This is a genomic window from Parageobacillus caldoxylosilyticus (assembly GCF_019272935.1).
In the GTDB taxonomy this organism is placed as follows: domain Bacteria; phylum Bacillota; class Bacilli; order Bacillales; family Anoxybacillaceae; genus Saccharococcus; species Saccharococcus caldoxylosilyticus.
On the sequence record NZ_CP040553.1, the window covers coordinates 2082350 to 2100748 of the forward strand.

The following is an 18399-nucleotide window of genomic DNA, read 5'->3' on the forward strand; positions in this document are numbered from 1 at the left end:
CAAAAATATGTCGATAAATAAAATAGGTAAACGTTGGAGGAGAGGGAAAAATGGATTTTCTTACCGAAGAATTGGTATATCAAAAAACACCGCAACAGTTAACATCGCTTTTATATGAAGCATTAATAGATAGCATCCAATTAGCGATTACCTATACACAACAAAAAGATTATGCGCGGGCAAATAAACGATTACAGAAGGCAAACGATATTTTACACCGCCTTGGTGCCGGCTTGAAATATGATGCAGGAATTATCGCACACCAGTTGGACGCTCTATATAACTATATGGCGGAACAATTAATTGAAGCAAACATAAAAAAAGACGTGTTGATCATGGAAACGGTGTTAAAGATTGCGACGGAAATCGCCAATGCTTGGAATGAAGCGATGAAAAAACAAACTTCTGCCCAGCCTTCTTCGACATGGATGAAAAAGGTATCAGTGTATGAACAATTTATTGCGGCTTACGAAGAATAATAGAAAGGGAGAGGCAGTAAATGAAAATCAATCATAATATTCAGGCTTTAAACGCCTATCGCAACTTAGCGGCAAACCAATTAAGCATCTCTAAAAACTTAGAAAGATTATCATCTGGTTTGCGCATTAACCGCGCGGCAGACGATGCGGCGGGACTCGCGATTTCTGAGAAAATGCGTTCGCAAATCCGCGGGTTGGAAATGGCGGAGCGCAATGCGTTAGACGCCATCTCCTTGATCCAAACGGCGGAAGGGGCTTTAAACGAAGTTCACAGCATTTTGCAGCGCATGCGGGAATTGGCGGTGCAGGCATCGAATGGTACGAATCAAGATACGGACCGTGAAGCTCTTGACAGTGAGTTTCAACAGTTGATAGAAGAAATAGATCGTATTGGTAAAGACACTCAGTTTAATAAAACGAATGTGCTTGCTGCTGATCAAACGATCAATATTCAACTCGGGGCGAATAATGGACAAACATTGACATTGTCGTGGAAAAAGCAATTAAAAGATTCTCTTGGAGAAGACGGTACAAACATAAGTACTTTAAATATTAAAGATGTTGCCAATGCGCAGAACGCTATTAGTACATTAGACAGTGCAATTATTTCTGTTTCTAAATCCCGCTCCAAGATGGGTGCCTATCAAAACCGCCTCGAACACACCATTAACAACTTAAAAACGGCAAACGAAAACTTAACGTCTGCGGAATCGCGTATTCGCGATACCGACATGGCGATGGAGATGACCGAGTTTACGAAAAACAACATCTTAACCCAAGCAGCACAGGCGATGCTCGCGCAATCGAACCAGCTGCCGCAAGGAATTTTGCAACTGTTGAAAAGCTAATACGCTTCGTTGATGAAGGGGTGGGTCAACAAGACCTCGCCCTTTTTTTGTAGTTGTGCGATAATGGTGGTAACAAGGGGTGACCGCGATGGAAGTGCAAAAAGTAACAAGGGCAAGCGTATCGAACGTCGGCCGTAAAGAAGAAGCGGCGATGGAATCGGTGTCATTTACCGAAGTGATGGCGAAAAAGCGGAATGACATTGTCTGGGAACGCGTGCAGCAACAAGTCCAGCAAATCGAAGAACAAGGGAAAAAGCTCGCCGAATCGCGCACGGTCGAGGACTTGAAAAAATATAAACGGCTTGTAAAACAATTTTTGGATGACGCCGTCAAAAACGGGCTGCAGCTCGAGGAACAGCGTGGATTCAGCCGCGGCGGGCGGGCGCGCATTTATAAAATTGTTAAAGAAGTAGATCGGAAATTAATTGAATTAACGAATGAAGTGCTGCAAAAAGAACAAAAAAGTTTGGACATCTTGCGGCTTGTCGGCGAAATTCAAGGGCTGATCATTAACATTTACACATAAGCGGCAGGGGGGAGAATTCGGTGGCGGAACTTGCCAATTGCCCAAAATGCGGGCGGCTGTTTGTCAAGCAGTCGTCTATTCGTGACGTGTGTGACCAGTGTTACAAGGAAGAAGAGAAATTGTTTGAAAAAGTATATTCGTTTCTCCGTAAACGCGAAAACCGCACCGCGACAATGGCGCAAGTGGTTGAAGCGACGGGAGTAAGCGAGTCGCTGATCACGAAGTGGATTAAAATGGGGCGGATCCAGCTCGTTCTTTTTCCGAATCTTGGCTATCCGTGTGAATCATGCGGCACCATGATCCGCGAAGGGCATCTTTGCCCGAAATGCCGAACGAAGCTGCAAACAGAGTTGAATTGGCTTGAGAAAGAAAAACAGCGGGAGCGGTCAAAATTTACGACTTATTATACACAAAAAGAGGAAGAACGCTAAACATTCACGATCCTGTTCCGATATAAAAAATAGGCAAAGGCAGAACGTTGGCTTGAAAAAGCGAGGTGAAAGCGATGAAAGTTCATCATGTCGGTCCGATGAACGTCAATCCGTATGAGCGGCAGTTCAATAAAGTGGAGCGGCAAGTTTCGTCCGCACGGAAAAAAGATCGGGTTGAAATTTCCGAAGCGGCGAAAGAACTGCAGGAAGCGGCCAAATGGGAGAGCGCGCGCCAGGAAAAAGTGGAAAAGCTAAAGCAGCAAGTGCAAAACGGCACCTATACGATTGATCCAAAAGCAATCGCCAAAAGCATGATTCAGTATTATCGAAACCGATAAATATGGAGCGAACGATGATGAGATTCGCGGAGCTTATTTCGATCTTGCAGGCGCACGTCAAGCTGCACGAAAGTTTATACAAGCTTGCCGAGCGGAAAACGGAAGCGTTGAAAAAAAACGATATCGATGCATTGTCGACGTTAATGAAGGATGAACAAAAACACATTTTCGCCATTCGGCAATTGGAAGAACAGCGCATCGGCTGGCTGAAAAAAACATTTCCAAACGAAACGGTGACAATCACACGCTGTTTGGAGCTGGCTGATGAAACGGAGCGGGAACAACTTCGCCAATGGCACGGGCGGCTGACCGAGGCGATTACGCGACTAAAGCAAGTCAATGAGCTAAATAAGCAGCTGCTCGAGCAGTCTTTGCAGTTTGTCACCGCAATGCTCGATGTCATGATGCCATCGGCCCAGCCGATTGCTTACAATAAAGCGAACGAATATGAAGCGCCGCCAAACCGTTCGATCTTTGAGTCCAAGGCGTAAGGAGGTATAAGCAGTTTGATAAACATCTATAAAAATGGATGAAATCATGTAAATATCTCCTGTTATTGGACGTAAAGAGGTGGATGTTCTCCATCTTTTCCATCGTCTCCGGTCTTAGGATAAAAAATCATCTCCCCCTTCCCTCATGTAAAAAGGAAAGGAAGACGATTTAGCGAATATATGTTCTTAAGGATTCAAACAAGGGGGAAGGCAAGGGGATGAAAACGGTTCGAGTGATGAAAATCGTTTCTCCTGATGAATCACAACTTCGTTCATTAGATGAGTTGATGCGCGTCTTTTGTTCCGCGAAGCGCTACGCGTTCCACCGTTTGCTGGAGGGAAGGAACGCAAAAGACATCATCAAGCACCTTCCGCGCCAATTTCGGCTCAACAAACGGTATGCCGAAGACGCGGTCCTGCTTGCTCAATCGCTGATTTCTTTCCAACGTGAGTTGCTTCCAATAAGGCTGGAGGATGTGCAAGCGAAAATCGAAAAAACCGAAAAGAAAATCGATGAGTACCAACATGGAAGAAAAACACCGAAGAACGTCGATCTTCCAACATGTCTAGGTGGATTGCACCAACGGTTAGAGAAGCTCAAAGCGAAAGAAGCCGAGCTAAAGCACCATCTCGACCATGGGACGATTCCACGTGTGATTTTTGGCGGAAAACAAAACTTTTACAAGCGCTTGAAAGGAAAAATTACGAACGAAGAATGGAAAGACTTACGCTCGAATCAGTTGTACGCCAGAGGCGATAAAAGCAAAAAAGGAAATTTAAATATTCGCCTCCTGTATGACGATCACACTGATGAATGTTATGTAGAAATTGCGAATCCACTTGGACAACAAGAAGGAAAACACGCTCCCCGTTTACGATTTCCTGTGTCTGTTCCTGAAAAATATGAAGAGGAAATCATCGATGTCGTCATGGGAGAACAAGTCGGAGTAAGCGCAAAAGGCAAGCCGATAATCGAATATCAACCATACACCGTCGAAATCCAACGCAAAAACGGGGAATATTATGTCCAACTCATCTATGAAGAAGAGGTATATGGCCGTAAGCATTGTTTCGAAACAAGGAAACTTCATCCAATCGAAAGTATTTTACTGTCATGAACTCGAATATGTGCGGGCGAATAAACGAAACAACATCGTTGGAGAAACCGTACGAGATGTATATGATTGGCTGCTTCAAGAGAATGTTGGGGCAGTGGTCATCGAAAACATCCAACTCAGACAGCGGCACGATACGGACAAACGATTCAATCGCTTGGCACACCATTTCAAAAAGAAAAAACTGACTGACACCATCCTTCGCCGGGGGATGCGGCTTGGGTTTCGCGTCAAAAAAGTGAATCCGGCGTACACAAGTGTCATCGGGCGTTTTAAGTATATGAAGAAATACGGTTTATCCGTTCATGAAAGCGCCGCTTTGGTGATTGGCAGACGGGGATTAGGGTATCAGGAACGATTGCCAAAAGAACTCATGGACACCATAAAAACGAAAGTGAAACGCCATTTGGTTGCTGTGTTAGGGTCGATGGAAGAATCCTACAAGCAATCAAAAAGTGGAACAAAACAACGACAATATCTAGGTATGATGTTAAAAAAGATAGAGAACTTCAAAGAGGAACATGAATGGTCATTATGGAACATTCTGCACAAATTCTGCTGGCTGAACCAGTACCAAATTCAACTGAGGGAGGTGTAAACCTGGTTACTAAAATCGTTGTCGTGTACTGACCGATGGAAGGAATGGTGCACGGCAGGCGCCGTCGCTAACAGCGATCCACGGGGTGTCTTTCACAGCAGGTGAATGACAAGGGAAATTCCCTTCCCGATGGAACTCGGTTAGAATCCGAGCGGCAAGCGGTGTTTCCTGGTTCCATCGCGATGAGTCGATTTTTATAGATTTTAGTAACCAGGAGAACGATGCTTTCGACATTTCACGGACTAGAAGCCGCCAAGCGCGGCATGATGACCCAGCAGGCCGCACTTTATGTGACTGGGCATAACGTCGCGAACGCGAACACGCCTGGATATACAAGACAGCGCGTCAATTTTGTGACAACGGAGCCATTTCCCGCCCCTGGTCTGAATCGCCCGCAAATCCCTGGGCAAATGGGGACAGGGGTGACCGCAGGATCCATTGAACGTGTACGTGAATATTTTTTAGACATACAATATCGCGGGGAAAACAACAAGCTCGGTTATTGGGAAGCGCGCGCGGACGCGGTCGCGAAGATGGAGGACATTATGAATGAGCCGTCGGACAGCGGATTGGCGAAAACGATGGATCAGTTTTGGCAAGCGTTGCAGGATTTAAGCGTCAATCCTGAAAATGAAGGAGCGCGGTCTGTCGTACGCCAGCGCGGGCTTGCGGTGGTGGAAACATTTCATTATTTAGCAAACTCGCTATCGCAAATTCAAACGGACATTGGCACGCAAATCGGTGTAACGGTGACGCAAATCAACTCGCTTGCCAAGCAAATTAGCGAACTTAACCAACAAATTGCGAGCGTCGAACCGAACGGCTATTTGCCAAATGATCTGTATGATGAGCGCGACCGTCTGATCGACGAGCTTTCCAAGCTGATTAACGTGCAAGTCGAAAAACACCAAACCGGCGGCAACGCGCCAGCAACGGCGGAAGGGACGTATGATATTTATTTCCTCAATGGAAACGAAAAAGTATATCTTGTCCAAGGCGGGAATTTTCAATCCATTTCATTTCCAGATGGTCAAGATGTGGACGGGGACAAAGACCACATTCAGGAAATGCCCCCGGCTGCGGGAGTGACAATATTGCAAGCGGGCGGCACGTCCGTTTCCTTTACCAGCAACAATCAAGCCACGTTTCCGATGGGCAAACTGCGCGGGCTCATCGAAGCGTATGGCTACGTCGTGCAAGACAGCAACAATCAGCCAATCGTGACCGGCATTTATCCAGATATGTTAAATAACTTGGATAAGCTTGCTTATACGTTTGGCAAATTGTTTAATGCCGTTCACGAAAAAGGATACGGGCTCAACGGCGAAACGGGTGTTTCCTTTTTCGATGGGCTTGACCAAGTGAAAGGTGCGGCAAAAACGATCGATCTATCCGATGATATTATTAACGACCTTGCCAACATCGCCGCATCTATGGAAAAGGATAAGCCAGGCAACGGAAACAATGCGATCAACCTTGCTAATGTCGGCGGCATGCCGCTTTCCGCGGATACGGTCAGTTTAATTGGTACAGCCAACACGATCCAGATCAGCACGCTTAATCTGCCGTTAACCTCTGGCACGGTCCAGACGAATTACCAAGGCTGGATCGGGAAACTCGGCGTTGATGGCGAACAAGCGAACCGAATGAAAAACAATAGCGACGTCCTGCGCCAATCGGTAGAGGAGCGCCGCCAATCAGTGAGTTCCGTATCCCTTGATGAAGAAATGATGAACATGATTAAATTCCAGCACGCCTATAACGCGGCGGCACGGCAAATTACCGTCGTCGATGAAATGCTCGATAAAATCATCAACGGAATGGGTATCGTCGGAAGGTAGGTGAGAAAACATGCGCGTGACACAAAGCATGCTGGCAAATAATATGCTAAAACATTTAAGCGCCAGCTATGCGAACTTAGGAAAATATCAAGAACAGCTTTCCACAGGGAAGAAAATTAACCGCCCATCGGACGACCCCGTCGTGGCGATGAAAGGAATCGCGTATCGCACGAATTTAACGGAAGTCGAGCAGTTTAAACGCAACTTTTCCGAAGCGTACAACTGGATTGAAAATTCGGATGCGGCGCTCGATAAAGCGACACAGGCGTTGCAGCGCATTCGCGAACTTGTCGTGCAGGCGAGCAATGACACGTACGAAGCGACGCAGCGCCAAGCGATCTCGCAAGAAATTAAGCAGCTGACCGACCAGTTGGTGATGATCGCCAATACGAAAGTCGGCGACAAATATATTTTTAACGGCACCAACACGCTCGAGCCGCCTGTGCAAATGGTGAACGGCTCCATTACCACGTCGAGCAATGCAGAAGAAGTAAAAATCGAATTGGCGAAAGGCATTTATATTGCCGTCAACGTCAATCCGACGAAAGTGTTCCATTATGACGCTTCACAAAAAGGAAAAGGGTTGTTCAGTGATTTGCAGTCGCTTGCTAACGATTTGGACGACCCGACCAAGACGGGAAAAGATATTAACGAATACCTTGGCTATATTGATCAGCATATTACGAACTTACTAGGCGTCCGCGCCGAGTTAGGGGCACGCATGAACCGCATCGAATTAATGGAAGACCGCATCGATTCCCAACAAGTCATTGCGGAAAAAATGCTGGCCGATAATGAAGACGTCGATATGGAAAAGGTCATCACCGACTTAAAAACGCAAGAAAGCGTGCATCGCGCCGCGCTGGCGGTCGGCGCGCGCATCATCCAGCCGACGCTGGTCGACTTTTTGCGATAAGCTAGCTTTTTAGCTGGCTTTTTTCTTATCATGTTCCGATTCCGCCCGCCATGACGCGGCGGTTTCGTCAAGGAGGAGCTGTTGATGCGCATTCCGCAGCTTCGTATGGAAGCGACATTCGCGAAATTGGCGATTTCGACTGAACCCGCGCAACTGGAAATCACCCAGCCGCCAGCTGAGGTGACGATCGAACAGCCACATCCAGAATTGGAGATCAACGTCATTCGTCCGCGGCTGACGATCGACCAGTCGCAGGCGTGGGCAGAGATGAATTTAAAACATGTGTTTCGGCTGATCGAGGATGCGGCAAAAGATGGATATGAAACATGGCTGGCGTACGTAGAGACCGTTTCTGCGCAGGGAGACGAACTGATGAAAATCGAAAACGGCGGCGACGTGATTGCCGAGCAGGCACAAGCAAACAGCGAAGGTCCGCCGTTGGAGTTTAACGTCGGCCTGGTGCCGTCGCCGTTCAGTGTGAAAATCGACTACGAACCGGGCAAGCTAATGATCGATTGGAAAATTCATAAGCCGATGATTGACGTAAAACCGCACCAGCCAATTATCCGTTATAAACAAGGAGCGGTGCACATCGATTTGGCGCAGCGCAACTCGCTGCGTATCGACGTTGTCACGTAAATACGAATCGAGGGATGAACAAATGAAAATCGCGACAAAATATCATGGAGACATCGAAATTCAAGAGAAGGACATCGTTCGTTTTGAACAAGGAATTCCAGGATTTTTAGAGGAAAAACAGTTTGTCTTATTGCCGCTCGAAGACACGCCGTTTGTTATTTTACAATCGGTGAACACACCCGTGCTTGGTTTTGTTCTAATTGAGCCGTTTTTGTATTTTCCAACGTACGAAATCGAGCTTGATGACAACACGCTCGAGCAGTTGCAAATTACTGGCGAGCAAGACGTGGCCTTATACGTCATTTTAACCGTCGCCGATCCGTTCGATGACACGACGGCGAACTTGCAGGCGCCGATTGTCATTAACGTAAACAAGCGCCTCGGCAAACAAGTCATTTTAACCAACACCAACTACAAAACAAAACATCGCCTCTTTCCCGAAAAAGTGGCGAAATAAAGGAGGCGGCAAACATGCTTGTACTCACGCGCAAACTAAAAGAAGCGATTCAAATCGGCGATGACATCGAAATCACCATCCTTGCCATCCAAGGCGATCAAGTGAAACTTGGTATCACTGCACCGAAACATGTCGAAATTCATCGGAAAGAAGTCTATCTCGCCATCCAAGCTGAAAACAGCGCCGCCTCCCTCGCCTCGAAAACATCGCTGGAGCGGTTGAACGAGCAATTGAAACACTGGAAAGGGGGGAAACAAGCATGAGCGTTAGCATCGGCGGAGTGCCAGTTCAAGGCATTGTCGCCCGCATTGTGCAAGATAATAAGGCCATTGCCGAACAAGCCTTAAACGAAATCATTAACAAACATAAAGACGACCCAGCCCATATCATCAAAGAAATCCAGCAGCCTTCGCCATTTTCCCAATTTCTCGACATCAAAATCTAAAAAATTTGTGCCAACCTATTAAACTTCCAAAAAACAAACCGATATAAAAAATGAACGCGGCATAGCGAAGAAAGGCGGCCGACTTTCTTCCTATCCGCAAATCATCATTCCACAAGGATGTGGAAGAAAAAATTTCAAGGAGGAAGGGAAGAATATGAGAATTAACCACAACATTGCGGCGTTGAATACGTATCGCCAATTAACTGCTGGTACGAACGCTGCATCCAAATCAATGGAGAAATTATCTTCTGGTCTTCGCATCAACCGCGCTGGTGACGATGCAGCTGGTCTTGCGATTTCTGAGAAAATGCGCGGGCAAATTCGTGGTTTAGAGCAAGCTTCTCGAAATTCCCAGGACGCAATCTCGCTCATTCAGACGGCGGAGGGAGCTTTGAACGAAACGCATGCGATTCTTCAACGTATGAAAGAGCTTGCAACACAAGCTGCTAACGGTACTAATACAGATTCTGACCGTGCTGAAATTCAAAAAGAAATTAACCAATTGACTTCTGAAATTAACCGTATTGGTAATACAACTGAGTTTAACACTCAGAAACTATTAGATGGTGGAGCATCTGCAAATGGGATTAGTGCAGGTACTACTGATGCAAAGGGAGTAGCTGCTACAGGTGCACAAATTAGGGGATTACAGGCGATAGATTTAACAGCTGATTTTACCTCAGGCGGTACAGAAACACTTTCTGTTATTATAGGCGGTTCAACTTATTCCATTTCGCAAGACACTATGAAAGTGCTTTGGGGAAACGGTACAGGCAAAACTAAAGATGATTTAATCAATATTTTAAGCAACTATATGGTTGATAGTAGTAATAGTAAACTTGGAGATGTTGCTACAATTTCTATCTCTGACTCAGGGATTTTTACAATTACAAATAAAACTGCTGGTACAGGTCAAACTATTCAACTCCAAACGTCAAACAGTAATACAGGTTTTGGACAATTAATAGGAATTTCTGATACAACAGCAGCTGTAGATATTACTGCTGATGGAACTGACCAAATTGAAGCAGTAATTACGGGTTCAAAAACAGTTGCACTTACTGACTCTATTAATGCATCAGATTGGGCAGGTAAATCGTTTACAGTTGAAGTGAATGGTAGAACAGCAACTGTAACAATTGCAAATGATTTTACAGGTACACAATTATCAGATTTGGTAAATGCGTTCAATGCTGCTTTTGATGCAACTTTTGAAGATGGAGCAGTAGTAGCAGCAGTTACTGGCGGTAAATTTACTTTTACAACGGATTCTACTGCGTTTACTTCTGACGTAGGAGATGGGGTACAGCCTTCATTAAGAATTTCAGGAGATAACTTAGATAAAATTTTAGGTTCAGTAGCTGCAGGTTCTTCTGAAGTTGGTGGAACTTATACTCAACGGTTCCAAATTGGCGCAAACCAAGGTCAAAGTTTTGAAATCCAAATCGAAGATATGCGTGCGCAAGCATTAGGTATTTCAGGAACAGTTGCAGGCGGAAACCAAGGTACAGTAGATGGTGCGAAATTTACAACCGTTAAAGGTGCTACAAACGGTACTGACAGCGTTGGTACAGAGTATGCGTTAGATGTATCTACTTTTGAAACTGCATCTGCAGCAATCAAGGTCTTAGACAATGCTATTCAAAAAGTTTCTGCTCAACGTTCACAACTTGGTGCATACCAAAATCGTTTAGAGCACACTATCAATAACCTTGGAACTGCAGCTGAGAATTTAACAGCAGCAGAATCCCGCATCCGCGACGTAGATTATGCCTTAGCCGCTTAATGGCGACAGGCACAGTCGTCCTAGCTGGAAACGGCTAGGATTATCACCGGGTGAATTGCTGGAAACCCCTTAGAGCCTTTGGCGCCACAACGTAGCTGGAAACGGCAAGCGTGATGGCTAGAAAAGTCAAAGGATTGGGCAACCAGCAGCCAAGCTCCTGTCCTGAAAGGGTGGAGAAGGTTCAACGACTAGGGCATACCGCCTAAGGCGAGAAGCTATGGCGATGAAGTCCGTAGGGTGAACAGGATTCCTCCATCGTCCTGTATCATCTGAAGCGCCCGGCCCCTAACAGGTGAAGCTGAGGGTGAAGATGTAGTCTTGTCCCGTCACGAAAGTGAGGGTGGCACGATGGCCAAAGAAATGATGGAGTTCACAAAGAACAATATCCTAACACAAGCAGCACAAGCAATGTTGGCTCAATCTAGTCAAATTCCGCAAGCGGTGTTGCAACTGCTTCGGTAATTTGATTGGAAGGGCGTCTTAGCTGGAAACGGCTAAGAGGATCACTGGGTGAATTGCTGGGAAGCCCTAAAGCTTTCCTTGCCACAACGTAGCTGGAAACGGCAGGCGTGACGGCTGGAAAAAAGGAAAGATGTAACAATGGGCAATCAGCAGCCAAGCTCCTGTCCCGAAAGGGTGGAGAAGGTTCAACGACTAGGACATACCACCTAAGGCAAAATGCTATGGTGATGAAGTCCGTAGGGGAGGCAAGATCGCCGAACCGAAGTGCCCAGCCCCTAACAGGTGAAGCTGAGGGTGAAGAGATAGTCTACACAACGGTCGAAAGACGTTGCGGCATGGCAAGCCAACCAACAACCACAAGCAGTATTGCAATTGCTTCGTTAATCATAACGAAACGCAAAGAGACCTTAGGTTACCTAGGGTCTCTTTTTCATGAACACCTTATTTATTTTTTATCTCTCTCCATTTATACACAACGGACCAATAGCTTCTTTGCAACGAGTCGGCGATTTCTTGAATCGTAGCTCCTTCTTGCTTCATTTTTTTCAGTAGCCGTATTTCTTCAGTGGAATACGGTTTCACGCGCTCGGAGTTGCTTGTCAACAATTCAAAATCAGGAAATCTATTTTTCCATTTCTGCTTTTCTATGTTGAATCGCTCGTTCCAGTTAGTTTTATAATACATTGACGGACAGGTATAGGTGACAGGGACGATAGTGTCTAAGAAAAGAAATGTATCTTTGACTGATGTCGTTTTTAAAATATTGCCTTGACCATCGGGGTGTTTGCTTAAGCGAAACGTAATGCCAAAATGAGTAAAAATGTGGTTCTGTAATTGTTGCAGTTCGTGGGGTGGGTAACATTGCAAGTAGAGATAAATATGAGGAGTTAAATAAATACGTTTCTTTCGCCGATTTACTTGGGAAGAAATGCAGAGTGAGCCATCGTCCATATACAAAACGGAAAGAAAATGCGGCAGCGTACAATATGGTAACAAGGAAAGCGGTATGTGCTTAGAACCGTCATCGTGATAAAAATGAGGATATAACTTTGTAAACAATGGCAGTGATGGTGAACGGACGCATTGACTTTTACGTGTAATATATAAAAGGTCGTTAAAAAATGAAACTTTCCATCTTCGATATTTCTCTTGATCGATGCCGAAATGTTCCCGATAACTATGATTTTTCCTTCTACTATTTTTATAGAGTTTTGTAATTTCTCCATCGCCAATAATGCTGGCAATCAAGATGTTTTGCTGTACGGGAGTTAACTGTAAGAAATCGTGCATTTATTTCACCTCTTTATGGAACGTATGTTCGATATATATTTATTATAATGTATCCCACATGTTTTTGAAAGGTTTAGATGGCATTTTGACTAATTTTATGGAGTAGCGTTTTAGTCGTTATATAAGCTATGTGTAACGGAATGATAGATTTTTTAAGGAAAGTCGAGCAATTTTTAAAAAATTTACGAATATAATAAGATTGCTCTAAAATGTCTATGGGGATAGCTACTATTTATCAGTAACTAAAAATAAGAATATTTTACAAATTAATTGATGACTATTTACAATAAGGATGGTGTTGCAAAACTAGAGTAAAAACTCGAAGTTATGCATAAGGATGCAACATAACACATGCAGTAAATATCGATGAAATCCATACCATCGTGGCTGTTCCACCCCGTCACTTTTTAACGCATTAAATACCCGTTCAATCTCGCGGCAAAGCCTAAACAGCCATTGACCAAACCTCGTTTTCAAAAAGACAGGGAGAACCCGGCCATAGGCATCTTTTCGTTCCTTGCTATTGCGGCGGTTGATGGGGGGAGATCCCTGCTTGCTCAGCAGTTTGTCGAATCTTTTCGCTGTCATACGCGGCATCCCCTAACATGAACTCAATATCCCATTGCCCCAAAGAAGCAAGCAATTCTGGTGCCACTGCCGCATTATTTCGATTCGCTGTGGTCAACACGTGAGATAAGATGATTCCCTCGGTAGTGGTGCAGAGATGGAGTTTATATCTTTTAAACCAGTGGTATCGGGTGGACACTCCCCACTTTGCCTGTGAATCGTAAAGACTGCTTCGAAGGGCCGTGCTGTCGATCAGCACGATTTGGGGATACCGTACTTCTAGATCTTGGAGCAGCTGTGCGTGAAAAACAGGAAATCCCTGTTCCCGAAACCACTTTGCCGCACGGGAAAACGTAGATAGATGTGGGACTTCATCAAGCCCACAAGCCCGTTGAAAACAGCGAAAACGCTGCAGAATACGTACTAATTTTCGCAAGGAATCAATGGAAAAATAGGTTTTCAAAAAGAAACATTTCAATAAAGATTTTTTCGACACCGGCGGTCTTCCTGTCACATACGGTGTTTCTGGCAATGATAGCGAGTCAATATACCGAAATAATGCTTCTAAAATTGGATCAATTTCATAAGTCCATGCATGTTGGCTGCTCAAATTGGAAATCATGATAGTGTCCACCCCTTGGTAGTTGGTTTTGGTCACTGTATATGATTTCCAAGGTGGTGGATTTTTTATGTGCATTTATGCATCTATGCGTTTTGCAACATGTTCTTAATCATAAAGAAATTGAGAAATTTAATAAAAAATTTAGTAAAAAACGTCCATGAGCAAGTTTTGCTCGCCACCCAGCATGAAAATAACCGTTCATGGATCCGTTATTTTCACAGAAAAGAATGCCAAAATTGATAGGGAAGGAGATTATAAATGAATGATACTCGATATGTCGCATTTATCGATATTCTTGGATTTAAAAATATTGTAAATAACTTTAATGATCCCAAAGCTTTAGGTGCTCAATTATTAATTAATTTTAATAGCGCTTTAGCTGTGGCTATTAATGAAAAAAGTACAAGTATCGATATTAGTCAAAATAAATTTCCTAAAGTACAAAGCAAAGAAATTTCTTTTTATCAATTTTCTGATTCAATAATTCTTTATTCAAATGATAATAAGATACACTCATTAGAGAAAATGGTAAGAACGCTAAATATATTCATGGCAAAATCACTTTTGAAGGGTTTTCCTTTGAGGGGAGCGTTAGTGAAAGATTCATTATTTTCGAATCCTCCTATTATTGTTGGTAAGTCCATTATTCGAGCAGTAAAATTAGAATCTGCACAGGAATGGTCTGGTATAGTTATTGATTCGTCATGCTTCGATAATTCAGAGGAAAAGGAATTGTTACAATTTTTGTTAACAAAAAAGCTAGTTTGTGAAACAGATGTTCCTATCAAAGGCAAAGATAGAAATGAAATAGAGTTTCAGAAACATATAGTAATTAATTGGCCACAATTTATAGGTATGTATATATCTTCCTTTACAGAAGTGGAGCAATGTTTTACTAAATATTCTGGAAAACCAGATAAAAATGCTTTATCGAAAATTAAATTTACAATAGATTTTCTAAAAAATAATCTTGGGACGAAACGATTACCACCATTTGTGTACTCAGCAACAATTATAGATAATTTTACCTCTAACTTTAAAGAAAATATTGAATTTGAATTATATCATGACGAGTAGTTTGATGATGTATAAAATTTTGTGTAAAGCATTTTACTAGATCAAAAGAAAAAAGGTAGGGTATTCTCTGATTTGGACCACAACACATTCCAGAGAAAGGAGAACCCTACCCATGTCTAAAAGTATATCGAATGTCGACTGGGCAAATCAACTGGAAAGTGTTATTCGTCAGTTTGTGAAAGAAAAATTAGAACTGATCATGCGGGAAGAAATCAAACATTTCCTCGAAATCGAACGGGCGGAAACATCCAATATGAGAAACGGCTACTATCAACGAAATCTAGATACACAATATGGTCGTATTGAAGGGCTTTTGGTGTAAATTAGCACATTGTTTCAGAATCCCTTTTGCAAATTATTTCGGACGAATTCGGAAATAATGTGCAAAATATTTGCGAATTATCCCGAATTTTGCAGATTATTTCCGAACGTTTGCACATTATTTCAGATGATCCATCGAGATGAGGATGGAACACGGAAGGGGCCGGTCGCCCCCTTCCATGTCAGTATCCCATTTCCTCCGCTGCCATTCGCACGATTTCTTCGTCAATGGCGTCTTTTTTCAACTGATAACCGTATAACAGGCAGGTAGTGGCCAACGTGTTGATGATCCGCGGCCACCCTTGGGACTGCAGGGCGATGGCTTCCAAGGCGGCCGGGGTGAATATCGTGTGTTTAGCCCCGGCCTGCTTCAGGCGGTGTTCGATATACCGAGCCACCTCTTCCTTGGCCAGCGGCCCCATCCGGTATCGCATGATGATCCGCTGATGGAGTGGGCGATGGTGATTCAAACGAAGCCGCGTCTGTAAATGGGGCAACCCCGCCAAAATCAAGACAAACGGATTCGTTGAGTCCATGTGAAAGTTGAACAGGATCGTGATATCCTGCAGAAAGGCATCCTTCGCTAAATGCATTTCATCGAGGATGAATACTGACGTTACCCGCTGTTCATGATACAAGCGCTCGATCCCTTGTTGGATCTGATGAAACAAGTCGACCTTGCGGTACTTCGGCTCTTCCCCGAGTCCGAAGGCAAGCCCGCAATAAAAGTCCATCACGCTTCCCGTTGACAGTGGAAAATAAACGACGTGATACAGTGACGGATTCAGGGATTCCTTAAACGCCCGAAGGGCGAATGTCTTGCCGGCTCCAGGTTCGCCAATCAAAAGACCGATCCCTCTCGTTCGTTTCACGTAATCCAAAGCGGCGAGGGCCTCTTGATACGAGGCTCCTCGATAAGCCTCTGGTGGATTCGTTTCCTTCGAAAACGGCTCCCGGGAGAGGGAATAAAATGTTTTATACATCGTTTTCACCTCCCTCTACCGGAACCGTCGCAAACGGTGACCGATGGCGTTTCACATAGGCATTGTCCTCGAGGCGGACAAGGACCGCTTCGGCGACCCGTTGGCCGTCTTCGTACACATACACGCCTTGTTCATCATAACGGAGTTCGATCGATTGTCCGATGAACCGGGGCGGCACTTCATACAGCTGCTTGTTCAACGTGATCGTACCATCTGCCTTCACTTTACGATATTCGCGTTTCAAAAAGATCGCGTCGAGCCAATCGGAATCCTCGACGAACGACACCAAATGCACTTGTGATTGAAACACCTCATGTGGCGTCTTCCCGTTCAACGAGGCATGCGGTTTTCGATGGTAATCTTTCTCCAACCACTTCCAAAATCGCTCGTTTAGCTCTTCGAGCGACTTCGGTGGATTCATCTTGAGCAACGGATAAAACCGCGTCTGTACGGTGCGGAAAAATCGTTCGATTTTTCCTTTGCTTTGCGGGTCGTACGGCTGGGTATGGATCAAAGTGATCCCTAACTCCGCGCAGGCGTACTGCAAGGGTTCCGCCCGATAAATCTTGCCGTTGTCCGAATAAATTCGTTTTGGCTTCCCATATCGAAGCAGCGCTTCTTTGGTCACGATCCGCAACCCGTCAAATTTCTCGGAAGAGAAAAACTGAGCGTACGGCACGACCTGCGAGCAGTCATCGATGTAGGCAATCAAAAATGTTTTTTGCGTTTTGCCATTCACGCGAATCAACGGGCCATGGGACAAATCCCCTTGCCAGAGCTCATTGACCTGATCGTACGCGAATCGTTTTCGTTCAGGAATGGGTAAAATTTCTTTCCCCACAAGGTTGTATTTTTTTAAAAGTCGGTATATAGTGAAATAAGAGATGGATTGGATTTCCCCCTGCTCGATAAGGTGTTGGTAAAACACCGTCACGGGCATGTGGGGATATTTTTTTTCTTAGGGACAAAATGTGATCTTCGTCTTCGGGTGACAGCCTCCGGGAATGGCCACGGTCCGACCGTCGTTTCGGCTTCAGCGCCTCAAAGCCTCCTTTTTTGTACTGCGTGCACCAGTCGAGAATCGTTTTGGCAGCGATGCGTTTCTCTCCATGGTGGGGAACTGGATGGATCCGTTCCGCTACTTCCTTCAGGTACGTTTTGGGATCGACTTGTCCATTCACCAATGGAGCGATCAATCCATACCGAAATAAAGCGATCTCCTGTCTCATCGACTCATCCATTTAGATCTCCTCCTTCCTTCATCCCATTCTAGGACCTTATCGGTCCATCCTGTCTCTATCCTATCGGATCATTCCTCCGACCGTCGAGATGAAAGGTTTGTGGAATCTATAAATGATTCCATGTAAGGGAATATAAGTAAAATTAGGAACTGAATATACGTGCAAAAAGATGTGTCGATCGGTGCTCCCATATTTCTTGGATGACGGAAAAGAGGCCAAGCTTCTCGATGGCCTGAACCCACCATAGGGCTCGTTCTCTCGCTTGGACGATGGCAGGGCCAATTTTCCTCCACCGTTCCGCAAAAAACCAATGGAGGTGATTCAAATTTCGGAATAAACGTCGGACATAAAATAAAACCCCTTCTTCTGTAGGAAAGAGTGAAACCTCCCCCATCCCCGCTTCAGAGCCAAACCCAACCGTTCTTTCATCACTTTCCATATGGTGGGCAACGTGTACTGAAAATAGGGGAGAAGAAATGAAGGCAACACAGTCACCGTCCCCCAGCACTCCGGGCAGCGATACCGAGCGATCCAAATGCGATAAGACTGATGCGGCGTCACGGCATTTCGTTCGTAGTACCCATGGCGATAAAGAGGTCGTTTGGCCTGGCAATGAGGGCAACGCTTAAGAAGGGGAAAGTCGTTTTGTTTTCCCCGCTGGGCATATGTCTGGACATCGACCTGAAAGTCATGAAACCGAATCACGCCCTCGTCCCCCTCTGAAAATCAACCATGCCCCATTCCGAAATAATTCACAAAAAATTTAGCACATTCTTTCGGAAAAGAGGAGAGGGATATTCCGAAGGAATGTGCAAAAAAGAGTCTTTTTTGAGCGGAAATAAAGTGAAAATTTACAACAGAATGGGAAAAATATTGTAAGAATGCTGGGTACATTAAACAAGAGTTAAGAAATTTAGCGGATAAAG

18 protein-coding genes and 5 pseudogenes are annotated in these 18399 nt (G+C 44.7%); 18 read left to right on the forward strand and 5 right to left on the reverse strand.

From position 1 onward, the window contains the following. Positions 1 to 50: 50 nt before the first annotated feature. From fliS to BV455_RS10580, 16 genes and pseudogenes are all read left to right on the forward strand, one after another. The gene (gene fliS, locus BV455_RS10505) at positions 51 to 479 is read left to right on the forward strand and encodes a flagellar export chaperone FliS (protein WP_061579103.1); all 429 of its coding nucleotides are present in this window, start codon (positions 51 to 53) and stop codon (positions 477 to 479) included. Positions 480 to 499: 20 nt separating this feature from the next. After that, positions 500 to 1327: a flagellin N-terminal helical domain-containing protein gene (locus tag BV455_RS10510; RefSeq protein WP_061579102.1), complete on the forward strand. Its 828-nt coding sequence runs from the start codon at positions 500 to 502 to the stop codon at positions 1325 to 1327. 88 nt (positions 1328 to 1415) lie between these two features. Beyond that, positions 1416 to 1853: a YaaR family protein gene (locus BV455_RS10515; protein ID WP_061579101.1), complete on the forward strand. Its 438-nt coding sequence runs from the start codon at positions 1416 to 1418 to the stop codon at positions 1851 to 1853. A gap of 20 nt (positions 1854 to 1873) precedes the next feature. Next, a complete protein-coding gene (locus BV455_RS10520) occupies positions 1874 to 2284 on the forward strand; it encodes a TIGR03826 family flagellar region protein (protein ID WP_061579100.1) in 411 nt (136 codons plus the stop codon). Positions 2285 to 2358: 74 nt separating this feature from the next. Next, complete coding sequence (gene flgM, locus BV455_RS10525) at positions 2359 to 2622, forward strand: flagellar biosynthesis anti-sigma factor FlgM (RefSeq protein ID WP_061579099.1); 264 nt, start codon at positions 2359 to 2361, stop codon at positions 2620 to 2622. Positions 2623 to 2636: 14 nt separating this feature from the next. Then, positions 2637 to 3113, forward strand: a complete 477-nt coding sequence (locus BV455_RS10530) for a flagellar protein FlgN (protein ID WP_235605537.1) — start codon at positions 2637 to 2639, stop codon at positions 3111 to 3113. Between the two features lie 218 nt (positions 3114 to 3331). After that, on the forward strand, positions 3332 to 4231 hold the full coding sequence (locus BV455_RS20930; RefSeq protein ID WP_409991343.1) for a hypothetical protein: 900 nt from the start codon (positions 3332 to 3334) through the stop codon (positions 4229 to 4231). Beyond that, positions 4167 to 4826, forward strand: a complete 660-nt coding sequence (locus BV455_RS20935; protein ID WP_409991342.1) for an IS200/IS605 family accessory protein TnpB-related protein — start codon at positions 4167 to 4169, stop codon at positions 4824 to 4826. Before BV455_RS20930 ends, BV455_RS20935 begins: the two co-directional genes overlap by 65 nt. Positions 4827 to 5047: 221 nt before the next feature. After that, positions 5048 to 6667 carry a flagellar hook-associated protein FlgK gene (gene flgK / locus BV455_RS10540; protein ID WP_218687176.1) on the forward strand — a complete coding sequence of 540 codons (1620 nt, stop codon included), beginning with the start codon at positions 5048 to 5050 and terminating at the stop codon, positions 6665 to 6667. A gap of 10 nt (positions 6668 to 6677) precedes the next feature. Further along, positions 6678 to 7583, forward strand: a complete 906-nt coding sequence (gene flgL, locus BV455_RS10545; RefSeq protein ID WP_218687177.1) for a flagellar hook-associated protein FlgL — start codon at positions 6678 to 6680, stop codon at positions 7581 to 7583. A gap of 84 nt (positions 7584 to 7667) precedes the next feature. Next, positions 7668 to 8222 carry a DUF6470 family protein gene (locus BV455_RS10550; protein ID WP_218688039.1) on the forward strand — a complete coding sequence of 185 codons (555 nt, stop codon included), beginning with the start codon at positions 7668 to 7670 and terminating at the stop codon, positions 8220 to 8222. A gap of 22 nt (positions 8223 to 8244) precedes the next feature. Then, positions 8245 to 8679, forward strand: coding sequence for a flagellar assembly protein FliW (gene fliW, locus BV455_RS10555; RefSeq protein ID WP_218687178.1), 435 nt, complete (start codon positions 8245 to 8247; stop codon positions 8677 to 8679). Between the two features lie 14 nt (positions 8680 to 8693). Next, positions 8694 to 8942 (forward strand): carbon storage regulator CsrA, encoded by a 249-nt coding sequence (gene csrA / locus BV455_RS10560; protein WP_218687179.1) that lies wholly within the window; start codon positions 8694 to 8696, stop codon positions 8940 to 8942. Then, on the forward strand, positions 8939 to 9124 hold the full coding sequence (locus tag BV455_RS10565; protein ID WP_218687180.1) for a hypothetical protein: 186 nt from the start codon (positions 8939 to 8941) through the stop codon (positions 9122 to 9124). The genes csrA and BV455_RS10565 overlap by 4 nt, the downstream gene beginning before the upstream one ends. 154 nt (positions 9125 to 9278) lie before the next feature. Next, complete coding sequence (locus tag BV455_RS20805) at positions 9279 to 10910, forward strand: flagellin N-terminal helical domain-containing protein (protein ID WP_342393753.1); 1632 nt, start codon at positions 9279 to 9281, stop codon at positions 10908 to 10910. A 345-nt stretch (positions 10911 to 11255) separates the two neighbouring features. Then, a pseudogene (locus tag BV455_RS10580) lies at positions 11256 to 11372 on the forward strand (flagellin); the annotation flags it as partial. 441 nt (positions 11373 to 11813) lie between these two features. Here BV455_RS10580 and BV455_RS10585 read toward each other — a convergent pair. Next, positions 11814 to 12662, reverse strand: coding sequence for a DNA endonuclease (locus BV455_RS10585; RefSeq protein WP_218687181.1), 849 nt, complete (start codon positions 12660 to 12662; stop codon positions 11814 to 11816). A 306-nt stretch (positions 12663 to 12968) separates the two neighbouring features. Beyond that, positions 12969 to 13851: pseudogene (locus tag BV455_RS10590) on the reverse strand (transposase). Between the two features lie 258 nt (positions 13852 to 14109). On the opposite strand from BV455_RS10590, the gene BV455_RS10595 reads away from it, so the two are divergent. Together BV455_RS10595 and BV455_RS10600 are read left to right on the forward strand one after the other, a co-directional pair. Further along, positions 14110 to 14928 carry a hypothetical protein gene (locus BV455_RS10595; RefSeq protein ID WP_218687182.1) on the forward strand — a complete coding sequence of 273 codons (819 nt, stop codon included), beginning with the start codon at positions 14110 to 14112 and terminating at the stop codon, positions 14926 to 14928. A 112-nt stretch (positions 14929 to 15040) separates the two neighbouring features. Further along, positions 15041 to 15247 (forward strand): annotated as a pseudogene (locus tag BV455_RS10600) (transposase); the annotation flags it as partial. 184 nt (positions 15248 to 15431) lie between these two features. Here the strand turns inward: BV455_RS10600 and BV455_RS10605 are convergent. From BV455_RS10605 to BV455_RS10615, 3 genes and pseudogenes are all read right to left on the reverse strand, one after another. Then, a complete protein-coding gene (locus BV455_RS10605; protein WP_218687183.1) occupies positions 15432 to 16232 on the reverse strand; it encodes an ExeA family protein in 801 nt (266 codons plus the stop codon). Continuing rightward, positions 16225 to 17473: pseudogene (locus tag BV455_RS10610) on the reverse strand (IS481 family transposase). Before BV455_RS10610 ends, BV455_RS10605 begins: the two are co-directional and overlap by 8 nt. A gap of 142 nt (positions 17474 to 17615) precedes the next feature. Continuing rightward, a pseudogene (locus BV455_RS10615) lies at positions 17616 to 18178 on the reverse strand (DUF6431 domain-containing protein). Between the last annotated feature and the right edge of the window lie 221 nt (positions 18179 to 18399).